At 61.2% G+C, this 15,434-nt stretch carries 14 protein-coding genes; 9 read left to right on the top strand and 5 right to left on the bottom strand.

All coding sequences use genetic code 11. From position 1 onward, the window contains the following. The first annotated feature begins 36 nt into the window (after positions 1-36). Both msrC and JKL45_RS08135 read left to right on the top strand, forming a co-directional pair. Entirely contained in the window at positions 37-534 is a 498-nt protein-coding gene (msrC, locus tag JKL45_RS08140) for a free L-methionine (R)-S-oxide reductase MsrC (RefSeq protein ID WP_201860617.1), read from the top strand. 10 nt (positions 535-544) lie between these two features. Next, complete coding sequence (locus tag JKL45_RS08135; RefSeq protein ID WP_201860616.1) at positions 545-1,834, top strand: NAD(P)/FAD-dependent oxidoreductase; 1,290 nt, start codon at positions 545-547, stop codon at positions 1,832-1,834. Positions 1,835-2,137: 303 nt separating this feature from the next. Here JKL45_RS08135 and JKL45_RS08130 read toward each other — a convergent pair whose 3' ends face one another. The 4 genes from JKL45_RS08130 to JKL45_RS08115 form a co-directional block, all read right to left on the bottom strand. Further along, on the bottom strand, positions 2,138-3,817 hold the full coding sequence (locus tag JKL45_RS08130) for a M10 family metallopeptidase (protein ID WP_201860615.1): 1,680 nt from the start codon (positions 3,815-3,817) through the stop codon (positions 2,138-2,140). A gap of 448 nt (positions 3,818-4,265) precedes the next feature. After that, positions 4,266-4,526 carry a hypothetical protein gene (locus JKL45_RS08125; RefSeq protein WP_201860614.1) on the bottom strand — a complete coding sequence of 87 codons (261 nt, stop codon included), beginning with the start codon at positions 4,524-4,526 and terminating at the stop codon, positions 4,266-4,268. Positions 4,527-4,921: 395 nt separating this feature from the next. Beyond that, positions 4,922-5,206 carry an iron chelate uptake ABC transporter family permease subunit gene (locus JKL45_RS08120; protein ID WP_246498376.1) on the bottom strand — a complete coding sequence of 95 codons (285 nt, stop codon included), beginning with the start codon at positions 5,204-5,206 and terminating at the stop codon, positions 4,922-4,924. 78 nt (positions 5,207-5,284) lie between these two features. Further along, positions 5,285-6,454 carry a M20 aminoacylase family protein gene (locus JKL45_RS08115; RefSeq protein ID WP_201860613.1) on the bottom strand — a complete coding sequence of 390 codons (1,170 nt, stop codon included), beginning with the start codon at positions 6,452-6,454 and terminating at the stop codon, positions 5,285-5,287. 99 nt (positions 6,455-6,553) lie between these two features. Here JKL45_RS08115 and JKL45_RS08110 point away from each other — a divergent pair, with 99 nt between their 5' ends. The 6 genes from JKL45_RS08110 (at position 6,554) to JKL45_RS08085 (ending at position 12,504) form a co-directional block, all read left to right on the top strand. Next, a complete protein-coding gene (locus tag JKL45_RS08110) occupies positions 6,554-7,243 on the top strand; it encodes a phosphoribosyltransferase (RefSeq protein WP_201860612.1) in 690 nt (229 codons plus the stop codon). 174 nt (positions 7,244-7,417) lie between these two features. Then, entirely contained in the window at positions 7,418-8,458 is a 1,041-nt protein-coding gene (locus JKL45_RS08105) for an ABC transporter substrate-binding protein (protein ID WP_201860611.1), read from the top strand. Positions 8,459-8,468: 10 nt separating this feature from the next. After that, entirely contained in the window at positions 8,469-9,317 is an 849-nt protein-coding gene (locus JKL45_RS08100) for an ABC transporter permease (protein WP_201860610.1), read from the top strand. Then, on the top strand, positions 9,314-10,105 hold the full coding sequence (locus tag JKL45_RS08095) for an ABC transporter permease (RefSeq protein ID WP_201860609.1): 792 nt from the start codon (positions 9,314-9,316) through the stop codon (positions 10,103-10,105). Before JKL45_RS08100 ends, JKL45_RS08095 begins: the two co-directional genes overlap by 4 nt. 6 nt (positions 10,106-10,111) lie before the next feature. After that, a complete protein-coding gene (locus tag JKL45_RS08090) occupies positions 10,112-11,179 on the top strand; it encodes an ABC transporter ATP-binding protein (protein WP_201860608.1) in 1,068 nt (355 codons plus the stop codon). After that, positions 11,179-12,504: an amidohydrolase family protein gene (locus tag JKL45_RS08085; protein WP_201860607.1), complete on the top strand. Its 1,326-nt coding sequence runs from the start codon at positions 11,179-11,181 to the stop codon at positions 12,502-12,504. The genes JKL45_RS08090 and JKL45_RS08085 overlap by 1 nt, the downstream gene beginning before the upstream one ends. 3 nt (positions 12,505-12,507) lie before the next feature. On the opposite strand, the gene JKL45_RS08080 is transcribed toward JKL45_RS08085, so the two are convergent. After that, complete coding sequence (locus tag JKL45_RS08080; protein WP_201860682.1) at positions 12,508-14,346, bottom strand: adenine deaminase; 1,839 nt, start codon at positions 14,344-14,346, stop codon at positions 12,508-12,510. Between the two features lie 116 nt (positions 14,347-14,462). Between JKL45_RS08080 and JKL45_RS08075 the strand changes: the two genes are divergently transcribed. Then, positions 14,463-15,389, top strand: coding sequence for a nucleoside hydrolase (locus tag JKL45_RS08075; protein WP_201860606.1), 927 nt, complete (start codon positions 14,463-14,465; stop codon positions 15,387-15,389). The last annotated feature ends 45 nt before the right edge of the window (positions 15,390-15,434 follow it).

Below are 15,434 nucleotides of genomic sequence, written 5' to 3'. Positions count from 1 at the left end.
TGGACAAGCAATCCCCAGGCTCATAAGGAAAACCGCATGTTCGAAGTCAAAGACATTCCCATCTCCGACAACAAGCGGGACTTCTATGCCTCGCTTGCCCAGCAGCTCACCGGACTTCTGGAGGGCGAGCGGGACATGATTGCCAATACGGCCAACATGTCCGCGCTGATCTTCCAGTTCCTGCCGGACCTGAACTGGGCCGGTTTCTACTTCATGCGCGGGGGCGAGCTCGTGCTCGGCCCCTTCCAGGGCAAGACGGCCTGCGTGCGCATCGCGGTTGGCCGTGGCGTCTGCGGAACGGCTGTAGAGCGTCAGGAATCCATCGTCGTGCAGGATGTCCACGCCTTCCCCGGGCACATTGCCTGCGACAGTGCCTCCCGGTCCGAACTGGTCGTCCCGCTCGTCAAGGATGGGCGGGTGCTGGGTGTGCTCGATCTCGACAGTCCCAACCCGGGCCGCTTCGACGAGGAGGATCGACAGGGTTGCGAGAAGCTCGTGCAGATCTTCCTCGCAGCCACCGACATGACGCTCTAGCCGATCCCGCATGTCGTCCGCCTATATCGATACCTATTACAGCCGGACCGTTTCCACGTCGGAGATCTATCCGGCGGCAGCCGGCCGGATCCAGGCAGATGTCTGCATCGTCGGCGGCGGGCTCGCCTGTCTCACAGCAGCGCTCAAGCTCGCGCGCAGCGGGCGCAAGGTGGTGCTCCTTGAGGCGCAGCGCGTGGCGTGGGGCGCTTCAGGGCGCAATGGCGGCTTTGTCTCGGCGGGCTACGCAACAGGTCTGTCATCGATCGAGCGGCGCGTGGGAAAAGACCAGGCGAGAGAACTCTTCCGCCTGTCGATGGAAGGCGTCGGCATCGTCCGCCGCACCATTGACGAACTCGGTATCGAGGATGCCAAACTTGTTCCCGGCATCGCAAAGGCTTTGCGCTACCATTCGCGCGGCGCCTTGCAGGCTGCCTGCGAGACCCAGCGGCGTGAGTTCGGATTGAGCCTGCGCTATCTGCCCCGTGACGAGGTGAGAAGCCTCTTTGTCTCGCCCAAATACCATGAAGCAATCCTCGACGAGGACGCATTCCATTTTCATCCGCTGAATTACGGACGTGCGCTCGCCCGCGAAGCAGCGCGCCTAGGGGCTGCGATCCACGAGAACTCAGCGGTCATCTCAGCTGATCTAGACGGCGCTCGGAAGATCGTCCGAACGAACGTTGCCGAGATCTCGGCCGAGCATGTGGTGTTCACCACGGGTGGGTACACGGGTGCTGTTGCGCCTGCCTTGAAGCGCGCCTTTCTGCCGATTGCTACTTACGTCCTGCTGACGGAGTATGCGCCTGAGCGGGTGCAAGGAGCCATCCGGACGCGCGCTGCGATCCTCGACGATCGCCGGGCCGGGGATTACTACCGCCTCGTCGGCGACGGCAGCCGCATCCTGTGGGGCGGGCGCATCACTACACGCACGACGGATCCGCGGGACATCGCGGCCCTGCTCCGGCGTGAGATGGTGACGACCTATCCGCAACTGGCCGACCTGAAGGTCGAAATCGCGTGGTCGGGGCTCATGGCTTACGCCCGGCATCTGATGCCCCAGATCGGGCAGTTGAAGCCCGGCGTCTGGTACTGCACGGCCTTCGGCGGCCACGGCATGAACACCACGGCCATCGGCGGCATGGTGATTGCGGAAGGGATTGTCGGCGAGAGCGACCGCTATCGGCTCTTTGCGCCTTTCGGTCTCACATGGAATGGCGGCATTCTGGGGCGGGCTGCGGCTCAACTCACCTATTGGGCCTATCAGGCGACTGACGCGGCCAAGGAATTCCGCTCCCGCTGAGACAGCGGCAGAAAAGGCCGCCTCACATCTTGGCCGCAGAGGCGACAACCCACAGGCAGCTGATGCTGAAGGCAAGGCCGATCAGGTTCATCAGATAGGCCAGTGCATCATTGGCAGGATGACGCTTTTCCGAACGATCCATCGTGCTTCCCCAAGAGCCGAAAGACATTTCAGTGGCAATAATGCCTAAGCTTGGGGCTTGTCCAGATGGTTAACACCGAGTTTCTGTGCATGTGGGCTCAACCTATCGACTGAGCCCTATGAGCATTTGCGGCTTATTAGATACTTTGTTTCAATAAATGGTCAGAGATAAAAGTCGCCTTTGGACATCGCCGAGAGACCGGCGACGTTGATGCCAAAGTCGGCAATCTTGTCGCCGTTCGTATCGCCCGCAGCCATGCCATCGGCAAAGCGCAACTCCCCGGCCTTGCCGTGGAAAGCACTCTTTCCAATGAAGGTGAACGCCTGATTGCCTGCGAGCTTCGCATTGGCATCGATGTCGCGCAGATCGATGTGGTCGGAACCGCGGCGGAAATCCTTGATAATATCGGCCGAAGACATCCGTGAGTGAGACGAAGAAGAGAAAACGAAAACATCCGTTCCGCTTCCGCCGATCAGCAGATCCTTTCCGCTTCCTCCATGAAGCTTGTCGCTGCTTGTGCCGCCATCGAGCACGTCATTGCCGCTTCGTCCATTGAGCGTGTCGCGTCCGGAACCGCCCTTGATCTGGTTCGCCGATCCATTGCCATAAAGAGTGTCGCTGTAGGAGCTGCCCGTAAGCCACTCGACGCTTGAATAGGAGTCGCCGGCAGCATCGCCGCGATTGTTGGATCGCGTCATAAGGTCAGCCACAACGCCGGCCTTTGCCGTGCTGTAGCTGGCCATATCCGTGCCTGTTCCTCCGCTCAGCACGTCTCTCCCGCTGCCCCCGATCAGCACGTCGTTGCCGCTCAAGCCATAGAGCTTGTCGTCGCCCGCGTTGCCGCGCAGAGTATTGCCGATGACATTACCCTTGATGGTGTCATTCGCAGAGCCGCCATAGGCATTCTCGATGAGGGCGCGCGTGTCGCCTTGGTGCAGGAGCGCATTGGCGATGTTGCCGGCAGCGAGCTTTGACCCGTCCCAGTGGAGCTTTGCGCGCTGATCCTGCGAGGTTATCGTCCACGCGCCGGGCTGAAGATCGATTGTCAGAGACGTCGTGTAGTCGGTGAAGCTGTACGTGTCCGTACCGCCACCATCCCACACGGTGAGGAAGATCTGGTTGCCGCCGGGCGCGCCCTGGCCGACGCCGTTGATGAACATCTCGCCGGTGGTCTCGCTCCATGAATAGGCAGTGCTGCCGCTGTTCGTCTGATAATTCGCGCCGTAGATATGCTGGAGGGCGGCGATGTCGTACACCATCAACGACTGCGCGTAGCCCCAGGTCTCGTTCATATAGCCCGTACCGGTCGAGGCGCCGGAATATGAGCGGTAGCTCATGACGGTGTATTCCATGCTGTCATGAGACAAGGGCATGTTGCCTTCATGGGCATGCGCAAGACCGAGAGCGTGTCCGATCTCATGCACGATGGTGAGATAGGCGTAGTTGCCTTTGGCAGGGCTTGCGTAGTTCCGGCTGGAATTGTTGACCCACACATCGCCGCCCGTTGCATCCGTGGTCGGAAAGTAGGCCCATGCGGTCCCTGGCACATCCGATTGCGCGAAGCGCAGATCGGCTGACGATGCGCTCACCCCGCTGGCTTCCTGGAACGTCAGGTTGCTGACGGATGAGAAAAGCTTCAAAGCCGACCGGGTGATGGCTTGCTGCGTGTCGTTGAAGGACCCGAAGTTTTTGGCTGTTTCACCATCCCCATAGGCAGCGCCGTACGCGGTGATAGCGGTTGGGAAGCTGTATGTCAGGTCGCTCGGAACCCACTTGATGTTGCCGAGAATGGAGTCGATGTAAAGATTATCGGTGGAGCTATAGGTCTCGACGGCGGGCATTTTCGGTGAACTCTAAGTATAGATTAAGAGATGCAATATCGCGCGCGTGATCTGGCGCCCGATAGGGATCGGATTTCTCTTTTGAAGGATAGGCTAAGCTTCGGAGAGAGCGTGCGATCGTCGCGCGACGTCATGCAATGCGAAGCGTTACAGTAAACTGCCGTGTTTCATCGTATTGTGCCCCATGGCGAGACTGTTTTGTTTAGTTTGTCTCGCTTTAAATGCTAACGTTGGGGAAGTTATTAAAAGATTACCAGCAGGACTAAAAGCAGAGCAGTTTGAAATTTCGTCTTCCAGACAATGTGCCGCACGACTGTCCTTGAAGTCTTGACGAGCAAGACACTGGCAATGATCAAAAGCTGAGCTTCCGGAGGCAAAGGTCAAGTCTATAGGAGGTGAGCGCCCGTGAATGGGCATCTCTCGTCTCTGGCTTGACCCCTCGATCTTTTCAGGTTGGGAGCCCCTCGTTGCGCTGTGCAGAAACCGGCGTCTCTGAGCTTGCCTTCATGCGGAGCCGAGCCTGGATGATCGCTTTGGCGCGCTCCCTATCGTCCATGCTGCCCCGTTTCGCGAGCGCATCCTGAGCCAGGAGGCGAATGTCCTCAAGCCGCCACTCCTCGCTCAGCCATGATCTGCCGATGACTTTGAGAATTTTCTCGAGAGTCGCATACGGATCCGCGATCTCAGGCGCTATGGCCGAGTCCTTCATGGTCCTCTACCCCTTGTCGAAGCCGGAGGTTCTCCTCCGGTCATGTTCTTCAGGAGGGCTTCGTCTCAATGGTGAAAGCCTCTCCCAATGCAGGATTATTGCAAGGCTTTGCGGAGAAAGACAACTGCACCTTTAGACAGGACGCGTTGGCAAGATTTCGGCCGGACGAGCATTCAGGTGCTAGGACAGGGGATCTCGCAGCCGTGGCCTCGGACTCTTGAGCCACAGGGCAGGGCTGGTGCTGCCAGAGAGGGGTGAACCCGCTGGAAATGCAGTAAAAATAAGCAAAAACAAATAGTTAGCGCGTCGTCGCTTGGCATTTTGGTGTGCCAATTGTTTAGAGCTTTAGCCAGGTTGAAGGTCGCCAAGGGTGCTCAAGCTTCATCTTGGTAGCCTCACCGCTCTCGTCTCGTCAGATGCCAGATCAGGTAGGGCACGCCGATCAGCGTGGCGACTAGGCCGGCGGGTAACTGGAATGGGAAGGTGACGATGCGCCCCAGCCAATCGGCTGCCACCATCAGAGTGGCGCCGATAAGACTGGCGCCGATCAGGTGCTCGAACGCGCGCCGCAGGCCGAGGGCCGTGCCAAGTGAGAGCCGACCAGGCCAGCAAATGTGAGCGGGCCGACGGCCAGAACAGATGCAGCGGTCAGCAAGACCAGGGGATAGAGGAAAGACCAAGGCTGACGCCCAAGGCGTCGCAATCAGAAGCGTACCGCCGACGTCGCTCCTAAAATAATGTTCACCTGTTTCCAGAACTCAAAGTGCGAGTTCCTGCTCGACAAGGGCGACCCAGAAGGTGACGCCAGTCGGAGTCGCATCGTCATTGAAATCGTAAGCTGTGTTGTGATGGAGCGCCCCATTCACCGCTGGACCGTTCCCGAGCCACACGTAAGCACCCGGAGCCGCCTCACTAAAGAATGCAAAGTCATCGCCCGCAGTCGAGGGCTCGAAATTCGTCACGACCTTCGAGCCGCAAACGGTCTGTGCCGCCTTGAGTGCACGGGCAGTGGCATCGGTATGGTTGATCACGGGTGGGATGCGCCTGCGGAATTCATACGATACGTCGATGTCGAACATCACGGCGATGCCCTTGGCAAGGCGCTCGATCTCGGCTTCAAGCTGATCGCGCACCTCGGCCGAGTAGGCTCGTGCCGTTCCGCCGATCTCCACGATGCCGGGAATAACGTTGAGCGCCCGTGGGTCTCCCGCCTGCACGGAGCAGGCGCTGACCACCGCAGGCTGTAACGGGTTGATCACGCGTCCCACGATGGTCTGCAGTGCGGCGAGGAAGTGGCCGCTTGCCGTGATTGGATCCTTGCCGAGGTGGGGCTTAGCCCCATGGGTGCCAACGCCCTTGAATGTCACGAACCAGCTGTCGGAAGAGGCGAGCTGCGGACCAGGGGTAACAGCCATCTCGTCCACGGCCAATCCCGGCATGTTGTGCAGCCCGTACACCGCATCACAGGGAAAGAGGTCGAAGAGGCCGTCTTCCACCATCTTCTTCGCGCCGCCCCTGCCTTCCTCCGCCGGCTGAAAGATGAAATGCACCGTGCCGGAGAAGTTGCGTGTCTTGGCGAGATAGCGGGCCGCCCCAAGAAGAAGCGTCGTGTGCCCGTCATGGCCGCAGGCATGCATCTTGTCGGGAAACTTCGACTTGTAGGGACGCTCCGCCTGCTCCGGCATGGCCAGCGCGTCTATGTCGGCGCGCAGGCCAATGGTGCGTGTGCCGTTGCCGACCTGCAGGGTGCCGACCACGCCCGTCTTGCCCAGTCCCCGATGCACTCGAAGGCCTGCCTCTTCCAGGAGGGAAGCGACAATCCCGCTCGTCCGTTCCTCCTCAAACCCCAGCTCCGGATGGGCATGGAGATCCTGGCGAAGGCTGCGCAGGAATGGTAGGTCCGCCTGGATGAGGTCCTGAAGGAGCATCGTGCTGTCGTCCTGGATTTGCGGTCTCGAATCGTTCGATAACCCGGCATAACCCGGTCCACAATCATCCTTCTCGTGACCGGAGGACAGGAGCGAGCGATGCAGCCCCACGATTTCTGGCAGGACATCCATCCGCCGTCGACCTTCGACCGGCAGCCGGCGGAAGGGCATCGCGGCTTCTATCCGGCGGAGTTCGAGGATGGGCGCCAACTGCGTCTGCCAATCCGCGAACTGGCGGATGGCGAGCATGCCTTGGCATCCCTCATCATCAACCAGGCCAGTTTTGCCGTGGAGGACGCCCTCTGCGCCAGCCTTGCCGAGAAGGTACGGGCTTTCGCCCCGGAAGTGGTGGTCGGGCTTCCGACCCTAGGGCTCACCCTGGCGAGCGGTACGGCGCGGAAGCTCGGGCTGAGCCGCTATGTCCCGCTCGGGACCTCCCGCAAGTTCTGGTACAGGGATGACCTTTCAGTGCCGATGACCTCCATCACCAGCCCGGAGCAGCTCAAGCGGCTCTACCTCGATCCGCGCATGCTGCCTGTGATTGAGAGCAGGCGGGTTCTGTTGGTGGACGACGTGATCAGCAGTGGACGTTCCATTGCCGCCGCGTTGGAGCTCCTCGCCTCCTGTGGGGTTCGACCCGTTGCGATCGGCGCAGCGATGCTCCAGACGGATGCCTGGCGGGACAAGCTCGCCGCTATCGATCCGCAATGGCCAGACCGCGTGGTCGGCGTGCTGCGGACGCCCCGTCTCAAGCGGAATGATGCCGGTGGCTGGATACCCATTTTCTGATTTGGGAGCTTTTTGAGCAGAATGGCTGTAACGTGGGCAATGTCCTTGAGAGGCGGGGCTTTCCCACGGTCATGGTTGTGTTAATGCCTATGGCGCCAGGGCAGGAGTGCTCTAGACCAGCCAACGGATCATCCCCGTTCGGCAGTGAAACATTGGAACTTAGGAGATCCTGAGATGGTAGGGCGTTGGTACAAACCGATCGTAGGCACGGCCTTTGTTCTGGCGGCGCTGTCTTCAGCTCCGGCGATGGCTCAGAACAAGACTCTCACGATCTCCTGGTGGGGCTTCAACGGCGACAAGCTGGAGGAGATTGTGCTCAAGCCGTTCCGCGCCCAGTGCGGCTGCGAACTGGTATTCGAGACCGGCAACAATGCCGACCGTCTGAACAAGATCAAGATCCGCGGCGGCAGCGGCGTCGATGTGGTTTATCTCACCGACAGCTACTCCCAGATCGGCATTCAGGAAGGGCTCTTCCAGCCGGTCGACCGCTCCAAGCTCCCCAACCTCAATGGCATCTACGAGCTGGCACGTGCTCCTCAGGGTCAGTTCGGCCCAGCCTACACCATCGGCCGTGTTGGCATCATCTACGACAGCGCCAAGGTCAGCGCCCCGATCACCTCCTGGAACGATCTGTGGCGCGAGGACCTGAAGCGCCGCGTCTCGCTGCCTGGCATCACCACCACGGCGGGTCCGATGACCGTTCTGGTCGCCGCCAACAAGGCGGGCGTCGATCCCTACAAGGACGAGAAAGCTGCCTTCAAGGCTATCGAGCAGCTCAAGCCCAACGTGGTGAAGAATTACAATACCGGCTCCGAGCTCGTGAACTTGTTCTCGACCGGCGAGGTCTCGGTCGCCATGGCGCAGGACTTCACCCTGGCCCAGATCCAGGCGGCAGTGCCCACCGTCCGCTGGGCGGAGCTGAAGGATGGCGATTATGCGACCCTCAACACGGTGAACATCGCCAAGGGCGCGGCCAACCCGGAGCTTGCGCATCAGTTCATCAACTTCATTCTCGATCCCAAGATTCAGCAGACTCTGGCCGAGCGCGGCGTCGATGCTCCGGTTGCGACCGCAGTGCAGCTGAAGCCTGAAGAGGCAGCTCGCTGGACCTACGGCCAGAAGATGATCTCATCGCTCAAGCGCCTCGATTATGAGAAGCTCAATGCGGCGAAGAACGACTGGATCGATGCCTGGAGTGAGGTCTTCGGGAAATAATTCAGTCATCATGACCTCAAGACGATTCTGGCGCCACAACGGCGCAACCGGGTGGGCGCTCTCCGCGCCCGCCACGCTCGCTGTCATCGGCTTCCTGCTTATCCCCATCGGGGCCGTGATCGCCGGCACCTTCATGGATCCGCGCGGGGTCTTTGCTCCCTACATCTCCTATTTCAACAGCGGTTTCCGCACGACTGTTTTGTTCCGGACGCTGCAGATCGCTGCGATCACGACGATCATCTCGCTGATCTTCGGCTTCATGACCGCCTATGTGGTCTCCCGAGCACCCGGAAAGCTGAAGAGCCTGCTGATTATCGCCGCCGTGTTCCCGTTGCTGACAGGCGTCGTTGTCCGTGCCTTTGCGTGGCTCATCATCCTGGGTCGCAACGGCATCCTGAATCAGACCCTGCTGTCACTCGGCATCGTCAACGAGCCGCTCGAGATGCTCTACACGCAGGGAGCCGTCATCATCGGAATGGTCTATCTCTTCGTGCCGTTGATGGTCCTCTCGCTCGTCGGGGTGCTGGAGAACATTCCGAGGGATGTGCTGCAGGCTTCCTCCTCGCTCGGGGCCTCGCCAATCGCCACCTTCTGGCAGGTGCTTCTGCCGTTGGCAGTGCCTGGCCTGATCGTCGGCGCCGTGCTCGTCTTCACCGGCAGCTTCACGGCCTACGCCACGCCGCAACTCCTCGGTGGCGAGCGTCAGACGGTGCTCGCCACGTTGCTTCATCAGCGCGCGATGGTGTCCTTCGATTGGGTCGGTGCCTCGACCATTGCGGCCATCATGACAGTGATCACCATCACTATCGTTCTCGCGATGAGCCATATCGCCCGCCGCATCAATCCCATGGCCACGTGATGTCCGACAGACCTCATCCCCTGCTCATCGTCGTTGCGGCGCTGGTCTATCTGTTCCTCATGCTGCCGCTGGTCATCGTGGTCGGCGCGGCGCTCAGCGACACCACCTATCTCACCTTCCCGCCGCAAGGGCTGTCCCTGCGCTGGTTCGAAAACATCTTCGAGATCAGCGCGTTTCGTCGAACCATCGTCACCAGCCTGCAGATTGCCTTCATGGGGACGCTCCTCGCGCTCCTGATCGGAATCCCGGCGGCCTATGCCCTCAACCGCTTTAGGGTCGAGCTTCCGAAATGGCTGGGAACGCTGTTCGTGCTGCCGATCCTCGTGCCCGAGATCGTCTTCGGCTTCGCGCTGCTGAAGTCGTTCGCGGTCGGCACAGGAGTTCCGATCTTTGGGGCTCTTCTGATCGGCCACACGCTTCTCGTTCTGCCCTATGTGGTGCGGGTGATCAGCGCCAGCCTTGCATCCTTCGACTTCTCCATCGAGGAGGCGGCGATCAGCCTCGGTAGCGCGCCCGTGAAGACCTTCTTCACCATCGTCCTTCCGAACGTGAGGGCAGGGGTGATCGCGGCCTTCATCCTCGCCTTCATCACCTCGCTCAACGACGTGTCGGTGTCGCTCTTCCTGACCGGGCCGGGGATCAGCACCCTGCCGATCCAGATCCTCGCGCATGTCGAGCAGTTCTTCGACCCCACAGTGGCGTCCGTTTCCGTCCTGTTGATGTTCCTCACCGTGGCCGTCATGGCCGTGGTGGAGCGCACCCTCGGTCTCACCTTTCTTGCGAAGTAGTTTTCCGTGACACAGCCCCTCGATCTCCAAGCCGTCTCGGCCCATTACGGAACGACCAAGGTCCTCGAAGACCTTTCGCTCTCGGTCCAGGCCGGTGAACTCGTCTCGCTTCTTGGCGCCAGCGGCTGCGGCAAGACCACGACCCTTCGCCTGATCGCGGGCTTCCTGTCGCCCACCACCGGGTCGATCCAGCTCGGAGGTCGCGACCTGACACGGCTGCCGACGCACAGGCGCGATATCGGACTCGTCTTCCAGAACTATGCCCTGTTTCCGCATCTCTCGGTGCTCGACAACGTTGCTTTCGGGCTCAAGCAACGTGGCCTTGGAGCGTCCGAGCGCCGCAAGCGCGCGATGGCCATGCTGGAGCGTGTCGGTCTTGCAGCCCTGGCGGACCGTGCTCCGGGAGCACTCTCCGGTGGGCAGAAGCAGCGCGTCGCGCTTGCGCGAGCGCTCGTCATCGAGCCGCCGTTGCTGATGTTCGACGAGCCGCTCTCTAACCTCGACGCCAAGCTCAGGGTCGACATGCGTGTGGAGATCCGCCAACTGCAGCGTTCGAACGGCACCACCTCTGTATATGTCACCCACGACCAGGAGGAGGCCTTCTCGATCTCCGACCGTGTCGCCATCATGAATGCGGGCAGGCTCATGCAGTTCGACCGGCCGGAGGTGCTCTATCGGCGTCCTGCCAACACCTTTGTGGCCCGTTTCGTCGGGTTCGAGAACATCATCCCCCTCAAGGTCATTGCCCGTGACGGTGACATGGTTACTGCGGAGACCGCCGGGTTGACCCTGCGGCTGTCGCAAGCCGCCTACGGTGCTATCCCCGATAGCTTCCTCCTCGCCACGCGACCGGACGGGCTGATGGTCTCCACCGACCCCGCCGCCGAAGGTCTCCCAGCCCAACTGGGGCTGAGGACCTATCTCGGTCGTGCCTATCAGTACCAATGCGAGACGCAGGCAGGCCACCTCGTGGCCAACGGCAGCCTCACGACGCCGCTGGAGGCTGGAACCGGTGTGAAGCTCGTGCCCATGCCGGAGCAATGCACCATTCTGGCCAGCGAGGGAGCCCGGTGATGGCGCCTATCCTCATCAGGAATGCCTGCCTGCTCCCTATCGACGAGAGCATGAGCGTCATTGAGAACGGGTGGATCCATATCGAGGGTAGCACGATCCGGGCTCTCGGTTCCGGCGAGCCGCCACAGGTGGATGAGGCTGAGACCATCGATGCAGGTGGCGATGTGATTATGCCCGGCATGGTCAATCCCCATGCGCATCTGGCAATGACCCTGTTCCGCGGCCTTGGTGAGGATGTCGACGACCGGCTGTTCCGCTATGTGCTGCCGATGGAGCGCAAGTTCGTGACGCCGGAGATGGTACGCGTTGGCACGCTCCTAGGGGCACTCGAGTCCATCGAGGCTGGCGTTACCACCATCGCGGACATGTACTACTACGAGACGGAGGTCGGACGGTCTCTCGATCAGGCTGGCCTGCGTGGTGTCGTCGGACAGACGCTGGCAACCTTCGATCCGCCGGATCACAAGACAATCGATGAGGGTTTTGCCCTGGTTGAAGAACTTGTGTCCGAGTTTTCGGGGCATGACCGGATTACTCCCTCCATTGCCCCTCACGCGCCTTACTCGACCGATATCGAGGTCATGGCCCGTGTTGCGCAATGGGCCCAGGCGCATCGCGATGTACCGGTGCAGCTTCATCTCGCCGAAATGGACAGCGAGATGGAATGGTGCCGCAAGAACCATGGATTGCGACCGGTCGCCGTCGTCGAGAAGGCGGGGCTGCTGCTCCCTGGCTTGATCGCCGCTCATTGCCTGCACATTGATCCGTTCGAGATTGAGCGCTTGGCCAAAGCGGATGTGCGCGTCGCCCACAATGCCCGCTCGAACGCCAAGGCCGGTCGCGGAATTGCGCCCATCGAGGCCATGCGGGAAGCGGGCATTAAGGTCGGCATCGCCACCGACGGGCCGATGAGCGGTAACACGCTGGACCTGTTCAGCCAGTTCGGTCCGGTCTCCATGTTTCAGAAGCTTCTCGGCCACAGCCGCAAGCCCATGCCGGCTGCTCAGGTCATCCGCATGGCGACGCTGGAAGGCGCGCAGGTGCTGGGCCTCGACAGCCGCATCGGCTCGCTCGAACCCGGCAAGCAGGCCGACCTCATCCGCATCGACCTCTCCGCTCCGCGCCTGCAGCCGGTCTACGACATCTACGCGACGCTCGTCTTCTCGGGCATGCCGATGGACGTGCAGGACGTAATGGTCGGCGGCCGCTGGATCATGCGTGGCCGCAATGTGGAAAGCCTGGAGCGCAAGAAGATCCTGCGCGATGCCGGTCAGATCGCTGCGCAGTTCAAGGCCGAGATGGCCCGCATCGACGCGGCGGGCTGACGTCTACCAGACGACCGGGTGCGTTTGCCCGGTCGCCACATTGACAAAACCCTGCGGCGCGGCCTGGCATGGCGCGACCAGAACCCAGCGCCACGGGGCACAAGTAAGAGTGGCGAATTGCAGCCGTTCGGGAAAACCAGGATACCAGCGCGGCGAGAAGGTCGGCTCATAAAGCCATTCTATGGCTTCGGCAGCCGCATAGAGCTGCTGCATGTCGACATCGAGCTCGTCCGCCGGACGCTGGGTCATCAGCCCACCAATCTCGTAGCGCACCTCCGCCAGAACCTTGCCGCCGCTGACGAGAACCCAGCCGCCACCGATCTCTGCCACGCGATTGGCCACCATCGCCATGGCTTCGTCTGAGGAGCCGACAATCCAGAGATTGTGCTTGTCGTGCGCGACCGTGCAGCCCACCGCCGTATCGGGTGTCTTCGGTCCGCAGCCGAGCCAGAACATGCGGGAGACTTTCCCCTCGCCGGAGAAACGATCGACGATGGCGAACTTGGTGACGTTCCGGACCGGATCGCGCTGAACTTGGCCGTTCTCGACGGGCAGCTCCATCGTGATGAACTCGTCATGCCAATGGAAGGGCCGCAGCAGCGCCGCCTGCATCGTGGCACGGTCGGGCTCGGCCGTGATGGCGAAATCCTTCGGCTCGATGGTGCGTTGGATGTTTACCGTCCTCGAGGCCCATTGAGGCCAGTAGATCGAGGGCAAGGGGCCGCGATACTCCGTTCCCTGAGAGACGGGCTCGCCATCGGCCCAGACTTCCGCGATGGAAAGCTTTTCCGTGTCGTCGAGGAGCACGATGTCGGCAAAGCGCCCTGGGGCGATACTGCCGACCCAAGGCGTCAGTCGCATGTGCCGCGCCGGGTTGATAGTCACGCATTGGATCGCGATCTCCAGCGGGAGGCCCGAATGAATGGCGAGGCGCACGTTGTAGTCCGTCGCACCCATCCGCAGGGTATCCGAGGCACTGCGGTCGTCGGTGGCAAAAGCCACTTGAGACCAGTCCGCGAGTCCTCGCTGGAGCAAGCCCTCGATGATTTCCGGCATTGAATGCGGCCGGATCTCGATGAAGATCCCATGGCGCAACTTGTCCCACACCTCCTCGGCGGTCCAGCCCTCGTGATCGGAGGCAAGGCCCGCTGCCGCGAAGGCGTTGATGGAGTTGAGGTCGCGCAGGCCAGCGCCGTGACCTTCGACCACGCCGCGCTTCTCGAAGGTGGCCTGGATCATGCCCCAGAGCCGCTTGTGCGATGGATTCTCGGGATTCCAAACGGCAGGCCAGTCCATCACCTCGTCGAGACCCGCAACCATCAGGCTCCGCGTCAGGAATTCCGCCTGCTCGTCATAGCCGTAGTAGCCGCCGCCCCACTCATAGGCCGTGGGCGGCACCGCCGATCCCGGCAGCGGGAAAATCTTCATTGGCGATCCATGCCGGCGAGCCGTCAGCCAGAATTCCAAATTGTGCCGCCCATCGACATTCGAGAACTCATGGCTCGCCTCGCAGGTCCAGGTGTTGCCGCGCGGAAGGACAAGAGCAGCTTCGTATTCCGGCGTAATGTGCGAGCTTTCAATATGCTTGTGCACCTCGCCGAAGCCGGGGGTAGCCGCGAGACCGCTCCGATCCGCCCGTTCCATAGCCGTCCCAGGAAACGTGCCTGCAGGTCCGGTCCAGGCGATGCGGCGGCCTCGAATAGCGATCTCCTGATCGTAGAGCCACGTGCAGGTGTGGACATCGAGCAGCCGTCCGACGCGCAGGAGCTTGTCCGCCGGTCGTTTTCCGAGGGCCACCAGAAGCAGATCCTGGCGGATCGTCACTTCGTCCGCGGCATTCATCAGCAGATCGTCGGGAAGTGAAGCGGAACGGATCACGGCGCACCTGTGGCTATGGTCAAAAGTGATCCGCTGTCGGATAAGAGACCACACGGACCTGGAAGGTTTCTACCCCGATCATGAATCTCGCAAAACCCCGCCTGACCGTCATCGACACTGATCCCGGCATTGACGATGCTATTGGTATTCTCCTGGCGCTCGCTTCGCCCAGCTTCACCATCGCCGGGATCACAACGGTGGCGGGTAACATCGGCATCGAAACCACCACACGCAACGCGGGTCGGCTTCTCGCGTTCGCGGGTCGGGAAGATATTCCGGTGTTCCAAGGGGCGTCCGCGCCGCTGTCGCGGGTCGGACCGGAGCCGCTGAACCTGCATGGAGAAGATGGCATTGGCGGGGTTGCTTTGCCTGATCCCGCGCGTCTGCCGGAAAATCGGCATGCGGTGGAATGGCTGGCGGATTTCCTAATGGGGCAGCCAGCAGGCGCTGTTGATGTGCTCGCCCTTGGACCCCTGACTAACCTGGCTCGTCTCGTTCTGGAAAAGCCCGAGGCTGCAAGGCGCATCGGCCGGATCATTGGCATGGGCGGGGCGATCCACGAGCATGGCAACGTCGGGCCGCGCTCCGAGTTCAACCTGTGGGCTGATCCCGAGGCGGCAGCTGTTGTGGTCGCATCCGGACTGCCTTTTGTGCTTATCCCGCTCGACGTCACGCGCCGTGTGCGCGCCACGCGTGAGTTCGTAGAGGCTTTGTCGTCGAGCGGGAAACCCACGGCAGCCATGGTGGCCAGCCTCATCGAATCGTACTTCGAGGCCGCAACGAACCGGGAGAGCCGTCCGCTCCACGATCTATGCGTGATGCTGTTTGCGCTCTCGCCGGAGCTGTTTGAGTGTGAGGATCTTCAGCTGAGCGTCAGTGTTGCCAGGAACGAGCAGGCAGGAGAGCTGACCATCATGACGGAAGGAGGAGCCATGGTTCGAGTTGCCATGAGAGTCGATGCCCCGGCTGTTCTGGAGCTTCTAACAAGGCAGTTAACTGCTGATTGAAAAGCTATACATTCTGTGCCTGCCGTCCGTTGAGACGGCAGGCAC

The organism is Microvirga soli (genome assembly GCF_016734765.1).
Lineage (GTDB): Bacteria > Pseudomonadota > Alphaproteobacteria > Rhizobiales > Beijerinckiaceae > Microvirga > Microvirga soli.
This window is presented reverse-complemented; position numbering and strand designations above follow the sequence as displayed.

What these genes read in the sequence shown, in the direction of transcription:
- JKL45_RS08105 (WP_201860611.1), top strand. Translation starts at nt 7,418, where the DNA reads ATGGTAGGGCGTTGGTACAAACCGATCGTAGGCACGGCCTTTGTTCTG.
- JKL45_RS08125 (WP_201860614.1), bottom strand. Translation starts at nt 4,526, where the DNA reads ATGAAGGACTCGGCCATAGCGCCTGAGATCGCGGATCCGTATGCGACT.
- JKL45_RS08075 (WP_201860606.1), top strand. Translation starts at nt 14,463, where the DNA reads ATGAATCTCGCAAAACCCCGCCTGACCGTCATCGACACTGATCCCGGC.
- msrC (WP_201860617.1), top strand. Translation starts at nt 37, where the DNA reads ATGTTCGAAGTCAAAGACATTCCCATCTCCGACAACAAGCGGGACTTC.
- JKL45_RS08100 (WP_201860610.1), top strand. Translation starts at nt 8,469, where the DNA reads ATGACCTCAAGACGATTCTGGCGCCACAACGGCGCAACCGGGTGGGCG.
- JKL45_RS08085 (WP_201860607.1), top strand. Translation starts at nt 11,179, where the DNA reads ATGGCGCCTATCCTCATCAGGAATGCCTGCCTGCTCCCTATCGACGAG.
- JKL45_RS08115 (WP_201860613.1), bottom strand. Translation starts at nt 6,454, where the DNA reads ATGCTCCTTCAGGACCTCATCCAGGCGGACCTACCATTCCTGCGCAGC.
- JKL45_RS08080 (WP_201860682.1), bottom strand. Translation starts at nt 14,346, where the DNA reads ATGAATGCCGCGGACGAAGTGACGATCCGCCAGGATCTGCTTCTGGTG.
- JKL45_RS08135 (WP_201860616.1), top strand. Translation starts at nt 545, where the DNA reads ATGTCGTCCGCCTATATCGATACCTATTACAGCCGGACCGTTTCCACG.
- JKL45_RS08130 (WP_201860615.1), bottom strand. Translation starts at nt 3,817, where the DNA reads ATGCCCGCCGTCGAGACCTATAGCTCCACCGATAATCTTTACATCGAC.
- JKL45_RS08110 (WP_201860612.1), top strand. Translation starts at nt 6,554, where the DNA reads ATGCAGCCCCACGATTTCTGGCAGGACATCCATCCGCCGTCGACCTTC.